Annotated in this window: 17 protein-coding genes and 1 riboswitch; of the genes, 11 read left to right on the top strand and 6 right to left on the bottom strand. The window is 65.7% G+C overall.

The annotated features are described in order from the left end of the window. Positions 1-369: 369 nt before the first annotated feature. The 5 genes from B0E49_RS07250 to B0E49_RS07230 form a co-directional block, all read right to left on the bottom strand. Positions 370-963, bottom strand: coding sequence for a PEP/pyruvate-binding domain-containing protein (locus tag B0E49_RS07250; protein WP_217349222.1), 594 nt, complete (start codon positions 961-963; stop codon positions 370-372). A gap of 132 nt (positions 964-1095) precedes the next feature. Continuing rightward, on the bottom strand, positions 1096-2037 hold the full coding sequence (locus B0E49_RS07245) for a 3-hydroxyacyl-CoA dehydrogenase NAD-binding domain-containing protein (protein WP_077561508.1): 942 nt from the start codon (positions 2035-2037) through the stop codon (positions 1096-1098). Positions 2038-2050: 13 nt separating this feature from the next. After that, positions 2051-2941 (bottom strand): beta-keto acid cleavage family enzyme, encoded by an 891-nt coding sequence (locus B0E49_RS07240; RefSeq protein WP_077561507.1) that lies wholly within the window; start codon positions 2939-2941, stop codon positions 2051-2053. Between the two features lie 75 nt (positions 2942-3016). Continuing rightward, positions 3017-4384, bottom strand: coding sequence for an MFS transporter (locus B0E49_RS07235; RefSeq protein WP_077561506.1), 1368 nt, complete (start codon positions 4382-4384; stop codon positions 3017-3019). 129 nt (positions 4385-4513) lie between these two features. Further along, positions 4514-5218 carry a Crp/Fnr family transcriptional regulator gene (locus B0E49_RS07230; RefSeq protein WP_077561505.1) on the bottom strand — a complete coding sequence of 235 codons (705 nt, stop codon included), beginning with the start codon at positions 5216-5218 and terminating at the stop codon, positions 4514-4516. 147 nt (positions 5219-5365) lie between these two features. Here B0E49_RS07230 and B0E49_RS07225 point away from each other — a divergent pair, with 147 nt between their 5' ends. From B0E49_RS07225 to B0E49_RS07215, 3 genes are all read left to right on the top strand, one after another. Next, positions 5366-5779, top strand: a complete 414-nt coding sequence (locus tag B0E49_RS07225) for an acyl-CoA thioesterase (protein WP_077561504.1) — start codon at positions 5366-5368, stop codon at positions 5777-5779. Positions 5780-5817: 38 nt separating this feature from the next. Continuing rightward, positions 5818-6591, top strand: coding sequence for an SDR family oxidoreductase (locus tag B0E49_RS07220; protein WP_077561503.1), 774 nt, complete (start codon positions 5818-5820; stop codon positions 6589-6591). An 80-nt stretch (positions 6592-6671) separates the two neighbouring features. Next, the gene (locus B0E49_RS07215; protein WP_077561502.1) at positions 6672-8549 is read left to right on the top strand and encodes an FAD-binding monooxygenase; all 1878 of its coding nucleotides are present in this window, start codon (positions 6672-6674) and stop codon (positions 8547-8549) included. 91 nt (positions 8550-8640) lie between these two features. Here the strand turns inward: B0E49_RS07215 and B0E49_RS20870 are convergent, their stop codons facing one another. Then, positions 8641-9024 carry a S1C family serine protease gene (locus tag B0E49_RS20870; RefSeq protein WP_077561501.1) on the bottom strand — a complete coding sequence of 128 codons (384 nt, stop codon included), beginning with the start codon at positions 9022-9024 and terminating at the stop codon, positions 8641-8643. Between the two features lie 19 nt (positions 9025-9043). Between B0E49_RS20870 and B0E49_RS07205 the strand changes: the two genes are divergently transcribed. The 8 genes from B0E49_RS07205 (at position 9044) to B0E49_RS07170 (ending at position 16862) form a co-directional block, all read left to right on the top strand. Beyond that, positions 9044-11680, top strand: a complete 2637-nt coding sequence (locus B0E49_RS07205; RefSeq protein WP_077561500.1) for a circularly permuted type 2 ATP-grasp protein — start codon at positions 9044-9046, stop codon at positions 11678-11680. After that, complete coding sequence (locus B0E49_RS07200; RefSeq protein ID WP_077561499.1) at positions 11680-12618, top strand: transglutaminase family protein; 939 nt, start codon at positions 11680-11682, stop codon at positions 12616-12618. The genes B0E49_RS07205 and B0E49_RS07200 overlap by 1 nt, the downstream gene beginning before the upstream one ends. Then, complete coding sequence (locus B0E49_RS07195) at positions 12615-13079, top strand: RidA family protein (protein ID WP_077561498.1); 465 nt, start codon at positions 12615-12617, stop codon at positions 13077-13079. Before B0E49_RS07200 ends, B0E49_RS07195 begins: the two co-directional genes overlap by 4 nt. Positions 13080-13118: 39 nt before the next feature. Beyond that, positions 13119-13276, top strand: a riboswitch (FMN riboswitch). Positions 13277-13366: 90 nt separating this feature from the next. Then, on the top strand, positions 13367-13855 hold the full coding sequence (locus tag B0E49_RS07190; protein ID WP_077561497.1) for a 6,7-dimethyl-8-ribityllumazine synthase: 489 nt from the start codon (positions 13367-13369) through the stop codon (positions 13853-13855). 217 nt (positions 13856-14072) lie between these two features. Then, positions 14073-15632, top strand: coding sequence for an FAD-dependent oxidoreductase (locus B0E49_RS07185; RefSeq protein WP_077561496.1), 1560 nt, complete (start codon positions 14073-14075; stop codon positions 15630-15632). Continuing rightward, on the top strand, positions 15629-16000 hold the full coding sequence (locus tag B0E49_RS07180) for a DUF488 domain-containing protein (RefSeq protein WP_077561495.1): 372 nt from the start codon (positions 15629-15631) through the stop codon (positions 15998-16000). The genes B0E49_RS07185 and B0E49_RS07180 overlap by 4 nt, the downstream gene beginning before the upstream one ends. Positions 16001-16012: 12 nt before the next feature. Continuing rightward, a complete protein-coding gene (locus B0E49_RS07175) occupies positions 16013-16477 on the top strand; it encodes a carboxymuconolactone decarboxylase family protein (protein WP_077561494.1) in 465 nt (154 codons plus the stop codon). Between the two features lie 43 nt (positions 16478-16520). After that, complete coding sequence (locus B0E49_RS07170) at positions 16521-16862, top strand: carboxymuconolactone decarboxylase family protein (protein ID WP_077561493.1); 342 nt, start codon at positions 16521-16523, stop codon at positions 16860-16862. Positions 16863-16881: the final 19 nt, after the last annotated feature.

Here is a 16881-nt window from a genome sequence, read left to right as displayed (position 1 = left end):
TTAGCAGACTTCTCGCACTTACCGGTCGGTAATGTCCGCGATTTCACGTCGAATTTCTGTGCGACAACACGTGACTGCTTCTTTCCGCCAACCTATTGATCCGTGCGCGTTGCGATCCGTCCAGTGGCAGGCATATGAGCTGCGAGCCTGTCAGGCGGAGAGATCGTTAACCAGGAAATCAACTGGGCTGCCGCTAGCCGGACACTGGCGACCAGCAGCAACCGCTGCGATGCAGACGGCAGCAGCATACGGGCCGCCGACATAGGGTTTTCCAAGCTGCTCGCTCCATACCCGACGTTGACATCGGCAGATTGGGAGTCGGCAATGTGGCGCGAATTTCGATGGTTGCTCAATCCGCGCCGCCTGAAATCAAGAGGTCTTCGCCGCCGCAAGCACGCTCGAAGCAAATCGCGACAGCGCCTCATCGGCGGCCGCCGCACGCGGACTCCTGGGTGGCAACACCGTCACCGGCCGACACTGCAGCAGCACGACGTTCTGGCCCGCCGGTAGCTCGCGATCGATGGCAAACTCGATGTCCTGCGGCGCGCGGTGCAGCCGCTCGAGTTGCTTGCCGACTTTCGCCAGCGCCAGCACCTCGGCGTCCGTCAGACACAGCTGGACGCGACGCTCGTGTTCCACCGGAGTTGCTTGCTCCCCGCGGATGTACTCGATGTGCTTGTCGCCGACGACGCGCTCGACAATGTGGCCCTCGATTTTGGCCACCACGTAGCGGTCCGGGCTGACGTCACCCCCCACCACGCCCAAACCCAGTCCGTAACACGCTTCGATCATCATGCGGGAGCGGTCGCCGGTAACCGGGCTGATGGTGAACATCACGCCCGCCGCGCGTGCATCGACCGTTTTTTGTATCACCACCGCCATATCCACCGCCATCGGCGAGATGTCATTCTTCCACGCGTAGCTGAGGGCCAGTGCCGAGAAGGCGCTGGAAGCGATTCGCACCGCTTCGGGTAGCCCTCGCTGACTGTCGATACACCGACAATCGAAGCTAGGGGAAACCACGAGCGCAAAACTCAATGATTTCTTTAACCCTCGCGTGTGTTCCCAGTGATCGGGGTTCTCCGTCCGTGTCAGCTACGGAATCTGTGACTGCGTCGTCTTTGCTGCAATCAACTGAATCAACAATTCATCGCGCTGGCGCAGCATCTTCGGGAAATCGCGACCCTGCAGTTCGGCATCGACGCCTTGTGCAATCTGCTGGATGTAGTCGTCCGTCTCCGGATACTTGCCAAGGTCGCGTGCCCATTCGCGCTGGGAGGGGCCCAGATGCTGCAGCAGGTAGGTGATGCCGCCTGTCCCACCGGAGGCATGCAGATTGATGAACGGGCCGAGCAGCGCCCATCGCAGACCCGGGCCGTACGAGATCGCGATGTCGATATCCTGCACCGAGGCGACGCCTCTCTGCACCAGCGAGATGGCTTCCTGCCAGAGTGCCACCTGCAGACGATTGGCGATATGACCCTTGACCTCCTTGTTGATGCGGATGGCCTTCTTGCCCGTCGATGCATAAAACGCCATCGCCCGGGTCACGTTCTCGTCGGACGTCAGCTTGCCGCCTCCGACCTCTACCAGTGGAATGAGGTGGGGCGGATTGAAGGGGTGGCCGAGCACGATGCGCTCCGGATGTCTGGCACCCGCCTGGATCTCGCTGACCGATAGGCCGGACGAAGACGACGCGATGATGGCGTCGGCGGACGCGGCCGATTCGATGGTCGCAATCAAGGCGTGTTTAACGTCCAGCCTTTCGGGGCCGCTCTCCTGGATGAAGACGGCGTGCCGCACAGCTTGCGCAACGTCCGTCGTGAAAGACAGCTTGTCCCTCGACGCGCCATCGGCCAAGCCGAGCGCCAGGGCGGTTGGCCAGTAGTCGTCCACCCACTCACGCAGGCGCGCCTCGGCACCAGCGGCCGGGTCCGTTGCCGTGACTTCGAAGCCCTGGGCGAGGAAGTGCGTGGCCCAGCCCGCGCCGATGACGCCAGTGCCGACGACTGCAACCTTGATGTTCGTGTTTCCCATGATCTCGAATGGTTCAGCGCAGCGGACGCAGGCCGATGATTTCGCGCGCCTCGGCCGGCGTGGCCGGCTCGTAGCCCATCTCGCGAATCATGCGAACGAGCCGCTCGACGAGTTGCACGTTGGTGGCCAGAACGCCGTGCTCGTAGTACAGGTTGTCTTCAAGCCCGACGCGCACATGGCCGCCCAGCAGCAGCGAATTCATCGCCGCCGGCAACTGCGCGGCACCGATCGCGCTGACGTTGAACACGGTTTTGGCCGGCAAATGGTCCACCATCGTCTGCAGCAGCTTGGGCGTGTAGGGCAAGGCACCCTGGAAGGCGTTGGCGCCGATGACGATGTTGATGAAGTGGGGCGCGTCGTCGAGTCCTTCGTTGATGGAGCGCTGAACGTCCTGCACGATGTCGGCCAGGCCGAAGACTTCCCACTCGGGCTTGATGCCGCGCGCCTTCATCATCTCGGCAATCTGGCGGATCCATTTTGGCGGCGTCGCCACCAGGATTTCCTTGCCGCCGAAGCTCGCAATCACGGTCTGCGCGTCGAGCGTGCACATCTCCACGCCTTCGCCCTGCATGCCCTTCAGGCGCTCTTCCCACTGGATCTCCCACAGGCCGTTGGGCAGCTCGCGCACCATGTCGCCATTGATACCGCCGCCGGTGGAGTTGTTCAGGATGATGTCGCACTTGTCGCGGATCAGCCGGTTGATGCGGGTGTAGATCGAGGGCTCGCAGGTGGCTTCGTCGTCGGGCCGGCGTGCATGCACGGCCACCAGGCTGGCACCGGCGTTGTAGCACCGGTAGGTGTCGTCGGCGATCTCCTGCGGCTGCGTCGGCAGGTTCGGGTTCATTTGCTTGTTGGCCATGCCGCCGGTCGGGGCGATGGTCACGATGACTTTGGGCTTGCTCATGGTTCGGGTCTCCAGTAAAAAGAAGTAAGAAGGTTTGGGTCGCTGCGTTGGGCGAGCGACCCGCCAGAGGTACGGCTAGTGCGAGGCAGTGTTGTCTGCGGTGCCGACGCGCACGGCGCTCTTCGGCAGAGCGATCAGGATCACCAGGCCGCCGACGATGACCAGCGCCGTCAGTGCCCCCAATCCGATCTGGATGCTGCCGGTGGCGCCTTTGATCCAGCCGATCAGCGTCGGGCTGACGAAGCCTCCCAGGATGCCCAGCGAGCTGATCACCGCAATGCCGGCCGCGGCCGCCTCACGGCCCAGGTAGGTGGGCGGGATCGACCAGAACAGCGAGCCGCCGCCGAAGATGAAGAACGCGGCGACGCACAGCAGGACCATCACCGGCGCGAAGGCCGTGCCGAGGAAGGAGGTGGCGAACAGCGCGGCAGCGCCTACCACCAGAGTGCCGCCGACATGCCAGCGGCGCTCCTTGAAACGGTCCGAGCTGCGGCTGATCACCAGCACGCCGATGGCGCCGAAGATGTAGGGCACGGCGGTGATCCAGCCGATCGCCCCGATCGATGCGATACCCAGGCTCTTGATCATCGTCGGCAGCCAGAACGTGACGGTGTAGACCGCACAGGCGCAGCAGAAGTAAACGAAGGCCAACACGTAGGTCTTGGGGTCCGCCAACGCGGCTGCCAGCTTGCCGTGGTGGCCGGGCTTGACGTCGACCTTGTGGTCCGCATCGAGCACGGACTGCACGAGTGCCTTTTCGCTGTCGTTCAGCCAGGGGGCCTGACTCGGCTTGTTCGGCAGCATTCGGTACAGCAGCACACCCAGCAGGACGGTCGGCAGGCCTTCGACGACGAACAGCCATTGCCAGCCATGCCAGCCGCCAAGGCCTTCCATGCCCGCCATGATCATTCCCGCCAGGGGGCCACCGAGTACGCCCGTGATCGGCATGCCGAACAGGAACAGCCCGGTCACGCGGCCGCGACGGTGGCTCGGATACCAGTAGGTCAGGAACAGGATGATGCCGGGGAAGAAGCCGGCTTCGAACATGCCCAGGAGCAATCGGATGCCGTAGAACTGCCAGGGTTCGGTGACAAAGGCAGTGGCCGCCGAGGTCAGCCCCCATAACACCATGATGCGCAGGAAGGTCAGGCGCGCGCCGATCTTTTCGAGCAGCAGGTTGCTCGGCACCTCGAACAGCAGGTAGGTGATGAAGAAGATGCCGGCGCCCAGCCCGTAGATCGCATCCGAGAAGCCCAGATCCTGCTTCATCTGCAGTTGGGCGTAGCCGACGTTGATGCGGTCGAGGAAGGCGAAGATGTACGCGATCAGCACGATTGGCATCACGCGCCAGCTGATCTTGCGATAGACGTTGTCCTCTGCCGATCGGACCGGCCGGTGCTGGATGCCTGCGACCCCTGCGGCCGCCGACGTTGTTTGGTTCATTGCGTGTCTCCTTTTGCTGGCAAGGCGCCAAGACACGCATCATTCCCGGCCGCTCGAATTGCCGCAGTCGGTCGGCCGACAGTTAAAGTCAGGGTAAACCCGAAGCCGCGGCGCGGCTCCGCGAGACGGCTACTGCGCCAGCTGCTGCAGCCCGGGCAGATCGATCACGACGATGCCGCCGTACTCTATTTGCACCAGGCCGGCGTCGCGGAAGCGCGTCAACGCACTGTTGCAGCTCTGGCGGGACACGGCGGCCAGATTGGACAATTCTTCCTGCGACAGCTGCAGATACCGCTCGCCGCGTGGATTCAACAGGGGATGGACCATGCCCACGAGCGCCCGGGCTACCTGGCTCTCGGTATCCAGCAGGCCGTGCGCGGCGAAATTGCCCATGAACCAGTGCAGGCGTTCATTGATCTGGTGCAACAGGAACTCGTTGAAGGACGGTTGATGGTGGCGCAGCCAGTCGAAGGTGTCGAACGGGATCTGGGCGACGCGGCTGTGGCGCAGTGCAATGAGGTCCGACTGACGCGGCGCGTTGCGGATCAGCGTGCCCTCTCCGAACCAGCTGCCCACCGATTGTCCGCCCAGCGTCACGGTGCGTCCGTCGCGCGCGGTGATGGCCCACTTGACCACGCCTTCGAGGACGCCGAACCAGGCGTGCTGCCGCTCGCCGTGGTGGCTGAGTGAAGCGCCCAATGCAATGGCACGCTCCGACGCGTCGGAGCGCACTTGCAGGCGGGCTGGCTCGTCGAGCTGGGTGAACCACGACGACTGGCCCAAAAGCTCATCGAGGGTGAGCGACGTGGTGTGCACCCGTTGTTGTCGAGCCATCTCTGCCTCCTGAAGCGACGTGCTGCGGCCGCTGCGCCGGCGATCGCGAAGTCCGGGAAAACCCTAATCCCGAGTGTCGGCGCATCGACTGTGCCTCTGCGAGCGGACAAGAATAATGATCGCTATCGGAACAGGAGCCTGACCCCCATGAGCAAGACCATCGTCTACGGAATCGACGTCCAGTTCGGTGACTGCGATCCCGCAGGAATTGTATTCTTCCCCAACTACTCGCGATGGATGGATGCCGCCTCGCATCACTATTTCGTGGCATGCGGTCTGCCGCCGTGGCGCGCGATGACCGAGCTGCCGGGATGTATCGGTGCGCCCCTGCTGGAAATACACACCCGCTTCCACACCGCGGTCACTTATGGCGAACGCATCAACTTTCACACCCGCATCGAGGAGTGGCGTGGCAAGGTATTCGTCCAGCATCACCGCGTGACGCGGGGTGACGAACTGATCTGTGAAGGGCGGGAAACGCGGGCACTCTGCGTGCGGGACGACGGCGGCAGACTCAAGGCGATACCGGTGCCCGAATTCATCCGTTCCGCCTGCGCCTGAGCCGCGGTGGCACAACCAGCTTTCAACGAGGGATCCCCATGACGACATACAACAGCCAGCGAGTCCTGGTCACGGCGGGCGCGGGCGGCATCGGTCGCGCCATCGCGATGGCCTTCGCCGCGGCAGGAGCGAGAGTCCACGCCTGCGATATCGATGCAGCCGCGCTGAGCGACCTGCGCGCGCGCACGCCCGGCATCACCACCAGCGTGTGCGATATCGCCGATCGTGGCGCCGTGCAACGCATGGTCAGGGAGGCCACGGATACGCTGGGCGGGCTGGACGTGCTGGTGAACAACGCCGGCATCGCGGGGCCGGCGGCGAGCGTCGAAGACATGGACCCGGGTGCCTGGGATTCCGTTTTGCGCGTCAACCTCACAGGCACCTTCACGGTCACGCAGGCCGCCATTCCCCACCTGAAGCAATCGGCCGCAGGATCAATCGTGGTGATGTCGTCACTTGCCGGACGCTTTGGCTACCCGAATCGCAGCCCGTACTCTACGACGAAGTGGGGGCTCATCGGCTTCACGAAGACCTTGTCACGTGAACTGGGCGAATTCGGCATTCGCGTCAACGCGATCCTGCCGGGCGCCGTGGACGGCCCGCGCCTGCAGCAGGTCTTCGAGGGCCGCGCATCGACCACGGGGCGCAGCGTGGCGCAAGAGGAAGCCGCGGCGCTCGCCAATCAGTCAATCAAGCGTTTCGTTGACCCAGCGGACATTGCCGCACTCGCCGTCTTTCTGGCCTCGGACGCCGCGCGCTCGATTTCGGGGCAAATGATTCCCATCGACGGGGACTCGCAGAGCGCGTCCTGAAACCCGGTGCGCACCTGTCATCCACAACTATTATCACGAAGGCAATCCACCATGAATACTTCAACCACTTTGGAGGCAACATGCAGTTCTATCTGAATGGCTACGCGCCCGGCGACCCCGATATCGTCAAAGAGAAGCTCCCCGACGCCGTTGACGTTCTTGTCATTGGCAGCGGGCCTGCAGGGGCATTGCTGGCCGCACAGCTGTCGAACTTCCCCAGCATCAGCACGCGATTGATCGAGCGCCGCGACGGCCCACTCCAGGTCGGTCAGGCGGACGGCATCGCCTGCCGCACGGTTGAAATGTTCGAGGCTTTCGGTTTGGCGCAGAAGCTCATCCGCGAGGCCTACTGGGTCAACGAGACCGTCTTCTGGCGCCCGTCGAAGCAGGACCGCTCGCGGATCGAGCGCACCGGTCGTGTCCAGGACACCGAGGACGGCTTGTCGGAGTTCCCGCACGTCATTGTCAACCAGGCCCGCCTGCAGCAATACCTGCTCGACTACATGCGCATGTCGCCGACGCGGCTCGAGGCGAATTACGGCCTGGAATTCGTCAATCTGACCATCGAATCCGAAGGTGAGTATCCCGTCGTGGTCACTCTGCGCGATGTGGCAAGGCGCTCGGAATCTGTTGTGCGAGCCAAGTACGTGGTTGGCTGCGACGGCGCGCGCAGCCTGGTGCGTGATTCGATCGGGGCCGTGCCGCGCGGCGACTTCGCCAACCACGCCTGGGGCGTGGTGGACATGCTGGCCGTCACCGACTTCCCGGACATCCGGCTCAAGGCCGCGATTCAGTCTGGCGACGAGGGCAACATCCTGCTCATCCCGCGCGAGGGCGGCTACATGGTGCGGCTCTACGTCGATCTCGGTGACATCGACCCGAACAAACGCGAAGCCTTCCGTGACATCACCCAGGAGCAGGTCATAGCGACCGCCCAGCGTGTGCTGCGCCCGTATACGCTTGATGTGAAGAGCGTGGTGTGGTTCGCGGTGTACCAGGTCGGCCAGCGTGTTACCGACCGGTTCGACGATGTCCCCGCGGATCAGGTCGCATCCCGCCTGCCGCGCGTTTTCATCGCCGGCGACGCCTGCCACACGCACAGCGCGAAGGCCGGCCAGGGCATGAACGTGTCGATGCAGGACGCGTTCAACCTCGGCTGGAAACTCGCCTCCGTTCTCGAGGGACGTGCCGGGCCGGAACTGCTGCGCACCTACTCCGCCGAGCGCCATGCGATTGCCCAGGGGCTCATCGACTTCGACAAGGAGTGGTCGAAGATCATGGCGTCGCAGCCGTTGGATCCGAACCACCCGGAACTCGGCGGCGTCGATCCGCAAGAGTTGCAGGCGTATTTCGTGAAATCGGGTCGCTACACGGCGGGCGTCGCGACCCACTACGCGCCGACCACGGTACTGACAGCCCCGGCCACCCACCAGGACCTCGCCAAGGGATTCACGATCGGCATGCGGTTCCACTCGGCACCGGTGGTGCGCCTGGCCGACGCCAAGCCGGTGCACCTCGGTCATGCGGCCCGTGCCGATGGCGCCTGGCGTCTCTACGCGTTCGCCGACGCAAGCGGCAAGCAGTTGCGGGATCTCGCCGCCTTTCTGGCGGAGTCACCGAAATCGCCGATCCGCCGGTTCACCCCGACGGGGGCGGACATCGACAGCGTCATTGATCTTCGCGCGGTGTTCCAGCAGGGGCATCTCGACCTCAGGGTAGAGGAGCTGCCTTCCATCCTGATGCCGCGCAAGGGGTGCTTCGGTCTCATCGACTACGAAAAGGCCTATTGCCCTGACGTCAAGAACGGCCCTGACATCTTCGATCTGCGTGGCATCGACCGCGAAAAGGGTGCGGTGGTGGTTGTCCGCCCTGACCAGTATGTTTCGCACATACTGCCGCTGGATGCGCATGACGAACTCACCACGTTCTTCGGCCAAATCCTGCTTGATCGTCACTAGGCCCGGCGCGAGCGGGGCAGCCAGGCCAACCACGACTTCGGATTGCCGACACCGCATTTGGGTCGCGATCAGATCCTTTCGCGCCGGGTGATCAGGCCGAGGCCCGCAAGCCGGTTGTGCCGGACTGGCTCGCCACGGCGGACAGATCGGCCAACTGGCAGGTGTTGACGCCAATCGCAGTGCTGCTGGGCATGGCGGCGAAGGCGGAAGCACCAAACAGGAGGCCGGAGGGCAGCAGGTTCGCTTGGGCCGCTGAGGAACCTTCGCCGCCAGTCGCTACCAGTTGCGCAAGCGACTCGGGCAAGCTGGCAATCGGCGCCTGGCAGGGAACAAGTGGAAAATCAATGCTGTTGCAGGGAGCGGTGACGGTGTGCGCAAAACCCGGCGGGTTGCCGATCGCGATGGCCACCTGGCCGACGCGCAGGCGCGACGAATCGCCCAGCTGCGCCTGGGGCAGCGCGCGGTTCGATGCCACGGACCCGCCATTGGCGGGAATGGGACAATGGCGTCACGTGGACCAACCTGACGATTCTGTGGACTCCCTCTTCGACACCGACACCCCACAATCACCTGCCGAGCTGGCAGCGTCGCTGGCGCCGCCGGCGGCGCCTGGACATTTCGATGAGCTGCGCGGCCGCGCATTCACCGTTGCTACTAAATCAGAAGCACAAGGCCAAGACCTGGCACCGGCCTGGGGCCGATTCTTTGAACATCTGGGGCTGGATGGCTTCCCCGACCTGGACCGCCGCACCGCGAGCCTGGAGCGCCAGATCCGCGACAACGACGTCACCTACAACGTCTATGCCGACGCCAGCGGCCCGCAGCGGCCGTGGTCGCTGGACCTGTTCCCGCTGATCATCTCGCCGCAGAGCTGGCAGCAGATCGAGGCCGGCGTGCAGCAGCGCGTGCGCATGCTGGACCGCGTGATGGCCGACGTCTACGGCCCGCAGCAATTGCTGGCCAGCGGCCTGCTGCCGCCCGCGCTGGTGCAGGGCCACCCGGGTTACCTGCGCGCCATGCACGGCGTGCAACCCGTGGGCGGCACGCACCTGCACATTGCCGCCTTCGACCTGGCGCGCGGGCCGGACGGCAACTGGTGGGTGGTGTCGCAGCGCACGCAGGCACCGTCCGGGCTGGGCTATCTGCTGGAAAACCGGCTGTCCATCTCGCGCCTGTTCCCCAAGCCTTTCGAGGCCCTGCACGTGCAGCGGCTGGCCGCCAGCTACCGCGCGCTGGTGGACGGCCTCAAGCGCATGAGCCCGGCCGGGGCCGATTCGCACATCGCGCTGCTGACGCCCGGCCCCTACAACGAGACCTATTTCGAGCACGCCTACCTGGCGCGTTACCTCGGCCTGAGCCTGGTCGAGGGCAGCGACCTGACGGTGCGCGACCAGCGGCTGTACCTGAAGACGCTGCAGGGGCTGGAGCCGGTGCACGGACTGCTGAAACGCCTGGACGACGAGTTTCTGGACCCGCTGGAATTGCGCGCGGACTCAAAGCTGGGCGTGCCGGGCCTGCTGCAGGCGATTCGCGCGGGCCATGTGCTGGTGGCCAACACGCCCGGCTCGGGGTTTCTGGAGTCGCCCGCCCTGCTCGGCTTTTTACCGGCGCTCGCCCGGCACCTGCTGGGCGAAGAACTGCAACTGCCGGCCTTGCCCACCTGGTGGTGCGGCGAGCAGGCGGCGCTGGCGGACGTGCTCCCGCGCCTGGGCGAGCGCGTCATCAAGCCCACGTACCCGGGCCCCGATTCGTTCAATTCGGTGCAGGGGCGGTCGCTGCAGCGCTGCACGCTGGACGAGTGGGCCGGGCGCATCCTGCGGGGCAGCGACGCGCACACCGTGCAGGACTATCTGCCGCTGTCGCAGATGCCGACCTGGAGCCACGAGCCCCAATCGCCACACATCGTGCCGCGCTCGGCCATGCTGCGGGTGTTCGCGGTCTGCGATGGCCCGCAGTCGTGGCGCGTCCTGCCGGGCGGGCTGACGCGTATCGCCACGGCCAACGAAGAGGTGGCAACGATGCAGCGCGGCGGCAGCAGCGCCGACACCTGGGTGCTCACGCAGGGACCGGGCGACGTGGACCACACCACCTTGCTGGCGCAGGCTTCCCGTGCGGGGGCACCGCTCCTGCATCGCAAACCGCTGGTGACCAGCCGCGCGGCGGAAAACCTGTACTGGCTGGGCCGCTACACCGAGCGCTGCGAAAACATGATCCGGCTGGCGCACCTCACGCTGGACTGCCTCAATGGCGAAGACCAGTCATCGCGGCCGCTACTGACCTGGATGGGCGATCTGGCCGTGCGCAACGCGCTGGTGCTGCCCGACGTGCCGGCTGCCAGCCTGGCGCCGCGCGTGTTCGAGCGCTCGCTGATCGCGGGGCTGGGCGGCCACAATGGCATTGCCAGCGTCGGCTTCAACCTGCGCGCCGTCAAGCTCGCGGCCTTCGCGGTGCGCGAGCGCCTGTCGCAGGAACACTGGAACATGATCGTGCGCGCGGAGCAGGAGTTCTCGCGACGCTGCCTGGAGGACATCAAGGACGGCGACTACGCCTCGCTGGACGCCGTGCGCATGCTGGAGGCCGCCAGCGGCCAGCTGGCCGCCATCACCGGCGCGCAGACCGACCGCATGGCACGCGACGACGGCTGGCGCCTGCTCAGCATCGGACGCTACCTCGAGCGCCTGGGTTTTTTGGCGGCGTCCCTGGCGCACGGCTTCGAGACCAGCTCGGTGCACGATGCCGGCGGCTTCGAGGCCTTGACCGCGCTGTTCGACAACACCATCACCTTCCACGCGCGCTACCAGCAAAGCCGCGAGGTGGCGGCGCTGCTGGATTTGCTGGTGCTGGACCGTGACAACCCGCGCTCGCTGGGCTGGGTGGCGCAGGCACTGGTCGGGCGCCTGGCGAAACTGGCCAGCGGCGATTCCGGCAAAGCCGACGAGCTGGCAATGCACGTTCCCGACCCCGGCCACTGGGATCTCGCGCAACTGTGTACGGTGGACGAGACAGGCCAGCACCGCCAGTTGATCGAGCTGCTGCAGCAGTGCACAAGCGCAGCCTTTGCGGTATCGGACGAAATCGGCACGCTGTACTTCACGCATTCATCGGCGCCCGAGCCTGTGGTGGGGGCGTGATGGATCTGCGCGTCATCCACGAAACCCGTTTTGAGTACACGCCGCCGGTCAAGACCGCGCAGCACATGGCGTATCTGAAGCCGCTGGACACGGCGGCCCAAAAGCTCGTCAGCCACAAGCTGGACGTGCATCCCGCACCGGCCGACTTCAGCGAAACGCAGGACGTGTTTGGCAACACGCGATCGTTTTTTTCGCTGCAGGTCGAGCATGACGAGCTCGCCGTGATCGCAACCAGCGCGGTGTCCACCAGCGCAGTCACCGCACCGTGCAGCACGTTGCCCTGGGAGCAGGTGCGCGACCGCTTCCACTACCGCGCCGGGGCTCCGTACGATGCGGCCGCGGGCTTCGTGTTTGCGTCACCCCTGGTCCCGCGCCACGATGATTTCACGGCGTATGCGCGGCCCAGCTTCGGCCCGGGCGTGCCGCTGCTGGCCGCCGCGCGCGACCTGATGGCGCGCATCCACGGCGAGTTCCGCTACGAACCCGAAAGCACCGAAGTCGGCACACCGGTGCTGGAGGCCCTGGCCCAGCGCGCCGGGGTCTGCCAGGACTTTGCGCACATCATGGTGGGCTGCCTGCGCGCGATGGGCCTGCCCGCGCGTTACGTCAGCGGCTACCTGCTGACGCAACCGCCGCCGGGCCAGCCCCGGCTGGTCGGCAGCGACGCCTCGCATGCCTGGGTCTCGCTCTACTTACCCGACCTCCTGCCCGACCTGCCTGAACTGTCGGGTGGCCCGCTCTGGTGCGACTTCGACCCGACGAACGACCGCCTTGGCGCCGGCACGCCGGGCGAAGACTACGTCACGCTGGCGCTCGGGCGCGACTACGGCGACGTCGCGCCCCTGCGCGGCGTGATCCATGGCGGGGCCGACCACACGCTCGAGGTGCGCGTTACAGTGGAGCCCATCGATTTACCATTTCCAGAGGACTCACCATGAGCGTTTACGACAAACTGAAAGAACTCGGCATCACCCTGCCCGCCGTCGCCACACCCGCCGCGGCCTACGTGCCGTTCGTGCAGACCGGCAACCTGGTGTTCCTGAGCGGCCACATTGCGAAAAAGAATGGCACGCCCTGGGTCGGCCAGTTCGGCAAAGACATCAGCACCGAAGAGGGCAAGGCGGCGGCGCGCGCCGTGGCGATCGACCTCATGGGCACGCTGCATGCTGCCGTAGGGGATCTCAACAAAGTCAAACGCATCGTCAAGCTCATGTCGCTCGTCAATTCGACCGGCAGCTTCACCGAGCAGCACCTGGTCACCAACGGCGCCAGCGAGCTGATCGGCCAGGTGTTTGGCGACAAGGGCGCCCATGCGCGCAGTGCCTTCGGCGTGGCGCAAATCCCGATGGGCGCCTGCGTGGAGATCGAGCTGATCGCCGAGATCGCCGAGATCGCCTGAAGATTAAAATATCCCCGTCCCGCGAGCCATCGCGGGCCCAAGCGTTCTCAGGGCGGGGTGAAAGTCCCCACCGGCGGTAATGGCGAGCAATCGCATCAGCCCGCGAGCGCCCGCCCTGGCGTGAAGCCTGGGTGGGGTCAGCAGATTCGGTGCAATTCCGAAGCCGACGGTCAAAGTCCGGATGAAAGAGATCGCGAGGTTGACGACCTTGCGCGCGCGCCTGCGCGAGTGCCGGCCGCTGCTTGCGTTCGCCCTGATTTTTGGTAGCTACCTCAGCGAGGAAATCCATGAGTCAGACCGATCATCACCCCAAGCTCCCAGCCGACGCGCGCTTTGCGTTCATCCAGGCGCACTGGCATCACGACATCGTCAACCAGGGGCGCGACGCGTTTCTCGCGGAGATGGAACGCCACGGCGTGCCACGCCAGGCCATCGATGTGTTCGAGGTGCCCGGCGCCTTCGAGATTCCGCTGCACGCCAAGAAGCTCGCCCAATGCGGCCGCTACGCCGCCATCGTGGCCTGCGGCCTCATAGTGGACGGTGGCATCTACCGTCACGAGTTCGTCGCCGATGCGGTGATCAAGGCGCTGATGTCGGTGCAGCTGGAGACCGGCGTGCCGGTGCTCTCCGCCGTGCTGACGCCGATACGCTTTCACGAGCACGAGGAGCACCGGCGCTTCTTCACCGAGCATTTCGTCGTGAAGGGCACGGAGGCGGCGCAGGCCTGCCTGCAGACCGTGCAGAGCCTGCGGCGGATCGATACCCCTACTGAATGATCGTGCGGCACACCGCGCGTATGCTTTAGCGCACGGTGGTGCGATGCTGCGAGCACCTCATCGCCGGGGTCGTATCGCTGTCATTGCAGGAGGTAGATCATGAAATCGCTGGACGTGATTTTCGCAGCCGCATGCCGGCTCGCGAGCGGCCCTGGTGGAGCGCATGGCGCCCATGCGCGACGGCCGGGCACGGCAACCAGCGTGCGTGGAGGCTGCCATGAGTGACGAGACCCCGGCCCTCGAAGGCGACGACTTCGGAGCCGGCGTTGCGCTGGCGAAAATCCCGGACAACGGCATGCTGCTCGGCCATGCACAGGGCGAGGCGGTGATCCTCGCGCGCCACGGGAACGAGCTTTTTGCCGTGGGCGCGACCTGCACCCACTATGGCGCGCCGCTGGCCGATGGCCTGCTGGTGGGCGACACGCTGCGCTGTCCCTGGCACCACGCCTGCTTTAGCCTGCGCACCGGCGAAGTGCTGCGCGCACCGGCGCTCGGCCCGCTACCCTGCTGGCGCGTCGAGCGGCGTGGCACCACGGTCTATGTCACTGCAAAGCAGGCCGGTGCGCCCGCCCACCCCGCTCCGGCGGCATCCGCCCTGCCCGAATCGATCGTCATCATCGGCGGTGGCGCGGCCGGCGATGCAGCGGCCATCACCCTGCGTCGCGAGGGCTACAGCGGCCCCGTCACAATGCTCAGTGCCGATGCGGCGCCGCCCTGCGACCGGCCCAATCTGTCTAAAAACTTTCTTGCCGGCACGGCGCCCCCCGAGTGGCTGCCGCTGCGCTCGCCCGGGTTTTACCAGGAGCACCAGATCGATCTGCGCCTGAACACGCGGGTCGTGCGCATCGACGTCGCGCAGCGCCGGCTGCAGCTCGCCGATGGCAGCAGCCTGGCCTATGGCGCACTGCTGCTGGCCACGGGGGCCGAGCCGGTCAGGCTGCCCATTGCAGGGGCCGACCTGCCGCACGTGCACTACCTGCGCACGCAGGCCGACGGCGAAGCGCTGGCCGGCAAGACGCAGGCCGCGCGCCGCGCCGTGGTGATCGGCGCGAGCTTCATCGGACTGGAAGTGGCGGCATCGCTGCGGGCGCGCAACATCGAGGTGCATGTGGTGGGACTCGAAACCTGCCCGATGGAGAAAATCCTGGGGCCGCAGGCCGGCAACTTCATCCGCACGCTGCACGAACAACACGGCGTGGTGTTCCACCTGGGCACCAGTGCGACACGCATCGACGCGGATAAAGTCACGCTGCAAAACGGCGAAGAGCTGTCGGCGGATCTGGTCGTTATCGGGGTGGGCGTGCGCCCCGAGACCGCGCTGGCCGAGCAGGCCGGCCTGGCGGTCGAACGCGGTGTGGTGGTGGACGAATACCTGCAGACCAGCGCGCCGGGGATCTTTGCGGCGGGCGACATCGCGAGCTGGCCCGACCGCCTGAGTGGCGAGCGCATCCGCGTCGAACACTGGGTGGTGGCCGGGCGCCAGGGGCAGACCGCCGCGCGCAATCTGCTGGGCCGGCGCGAGCGCTACGACGCCGTTCCCTTTTTCTGGACGGAACAGTACGACTTTGGTCTGGCCTACGTGGGCCACGCCAAAGACTGGGACCATGCCGACATCGACGGGTCCCTGGACGTGCGGGACTGCACCATCACCTACCGGCGCGGCGGCCGCAAGCTGGCGGTCGCCGTGATCCACCGGGACCTGGAGGGGCTGCGCGCCGAAGTCGAATTCGAACGTGCCATGGTCGCCGGCCAAGCCGCGACAAAGGCATTGACATGAGCACGAAAATCCCCGCCAGCCACGTCCAGATCAAGCGCGCCTACGAGCCGCCCGCGCCCGGCGACGGCACGCGCATCCTGATCGACCGCTTGTGGCCGCGCGGCGTCAAGAAAGAAACATTGGCCCTGGACCAATGGACGAAAGACCTCGCGCCGAGCACCGAATTGCGCCAGTGGTTCGGCCACGACCCGGCGCTGTGGCCCGAGTTTCGCCGGCGCTACGCGGCGGAACTGCGCCCGCACGCCGATCTGCTCGAATCCCTGCGCGTGCTGGCGCGCCAGGGCACGATCACGCTCGTGTATGGCGCCCATGACGAGGCGCACAACAACGCGGTCGCCATGCGGGAATTTCTTTTGACAACTCTTTGAAGGAAAACCAACATGACAGAACGAATCGATTACAAGAAGGCTTCGCCCGGCGCCTTTCAGGCGATGCTGGGCTTGGAGAAGTATGTGCGCGGATGCGGGCTGGAGCCGTCGCTGATCGAGCTGGTGAAGATGCGCGTGTCGCAGATCAACGGCTGCGCCTACTGCCTGGACATGCACACCAAGGATGCGCGCGCCGCCGGCGAGACCGAGCAGCGCCTGTACCTGCTGCCGGCGTGGCGCGAGACGACGTTCTACACCGAGCGCGAGCGCGCCGCACTGGCCTGGGCCGAGGCGCTCACGCAACTGGCCGGGCACGAGGTGTCCGACGAACTCTATGAGGAGGTACGGCGCCAGTTTGACGAAAAGGCGATCGTCGACCTGACACTCGCCGTTATCGCCATCAACGGCTGGAACCGCCTGGCGGTGCCGTTCCGCTCCGAAGCGGGCATCTACCAGCCGGCCGCGCGCGCCGGCTGAGCGAGCCCCCCCACACCCTGCAAGCCAATCGACAAGGATCCCCATGGACACATCCCTTTATCCCCCCTCCACGGCAGAGATTGCGCGCAAGCGCCGCGAGCTCGCGCCCAAGCCGCTGGAGGCCTTCAAGGCGTTCAGCGCCAGCGTGTTTGCCGACGGCGCCCTGCCGGGCAAGACCAAGCAGTTGATCGCGGTGGCGGTGGCGCACGTGACCCAGTGCCCGTATTGCATTCGCGGCCACACCCAAGCCGCCCTGAAGGCCGGCGCCACCGAGCAGGAGATCATGGAAGCCATCTGGGTGGCCGCCGAGATGCGCGCGGGCGGGGCCTATGCACACTCGGCGCTGGCCATCGATGTGATGGCGCACGCGCACGACACTGCGTGAAAGGCAGTCACCAGTCTGA

The organism is Polaromonas sp. C04 (genome assembly GCF_002002705.1).
Classification (GTDB): Bacteria; Pseudomonadota; Gammaproteobacteria; order Burkholderiales; family Burkholderiaceae_C; genus Rhodoferax_A.
The sequence above is the reverse complement of the archived record's forward strand: the minus strand, read 5'-3'. Positions and strand labels throughout refer to the sequence as shown.

Excerpts from the sequence above, each read along its gene's own strand:
- B0E49_RS07200 (WP_077561499.1), top strand. The coding sequence starts at position 11,680 with ATGGATCTGCGCGTCATCCACGAAACCCGTTTTGAGTACACGCCGCCG.
- B0E49_RS07240 (WP_077561507.1), bottom strand. The coding sequence starts at position 2,941 with ATGAGCAAGCCCAAAGTCATCGTGACCATCGCCCCGACCGGCGGCATG.
- B0E49_RS07205 (WP_077561500.1), top strand. The coding sequence starts at position 9,044 with ATGGGACAATGGCGTCACGTGGACCAACCTGACGATTCTGTGGACTCC.
- B0E49_RS07185 (WP_077561496.1), top strand. The coding sequence starts at position 14,073 with ATGAGTGACGAGACCCCGGCCCTCGAAGGCGACGACTTCGGAGCCGGC.
- B0E49_RS07215 (WP_077561502.1), top strand. The coding sequence starts at position 6,672 with ATGCAGTTCTATCTGAATGGCTACGCGCCCGGCGACCCCGATATCGTC.
- B0E49_RS07245 (WP_077561508.1), bottom strand. The coding sequence starts at position 2,037 with ATGGGAAACACGAACATCAAGGTTGCAGTCGTCGGCACTGGCGTCATC.
- B0E49_RS07235 (WP_077561506.1), bottom strand. The coding sequence starts at position 4,384 with ATGAACCAAACAACGTCGGCGGCCGCAGGGGTCGCAGGCATCCAGCAC.
- B0E49_RS07225 (WP_077561504.1), top strand. The coding sequence starts at position 5,366 with ATGAGCAAGACCATCGTCTACGGAATCGACGTCCAGTTCGGTGACTGC.
- B0E49_RS07190 (WP_077561497.1), top strand. The coding sequence starts at position 13,367 with ATGAGTCAGACCGATCATCACCCCAAGCTCCCAGCCGACGCGCGCTTT.
- B0E49_RS07230 (WP_077561505.1), bottom strand. The coding sequence starts at position 5,218 with ATGGCTCGACAACAACGGGTGCACACCACGTCGCTCACCCTCGATGAG.
- B0E49_RS07170 (WP_077561493.1), top strand. The coding sequence starts at position 16,521 with ATGGACACATCCCTTTATCCCCCCTCCACGGCAGAGATTGCGCGCAAG.
- B0E49_RS07195 (WP_077561498.1), top strand. The coding sequence starts at position 12,615 with ATGAGCGTTTACGACAAACTGAAAGAACTCGGCATCACCCTGCCCGCC.
- B0E49_RS07180 (WP_077561495.1), top strand. The coding sequence starts at position 15,629 with ATGAGCACGAAAATCCCCGCCAGCCACGTCCAGATCAAGCGCGCCTAC.
- B0E49_RS07220 (WP_077561503.1), top strand. The coding sequence starts at position 5,818 with ATGACGACATACAACAGCCAGCGAGTCCTGGTCACGGCGGGCGCGGGC.
- B0E49_RS07175 (WP_077561494.1), top strand. The coding sequence starts at position 16,013 with ATGACAGAACGAATCGATTACAAGAAGGCTTCGCCCGGCGCCTTTCAG.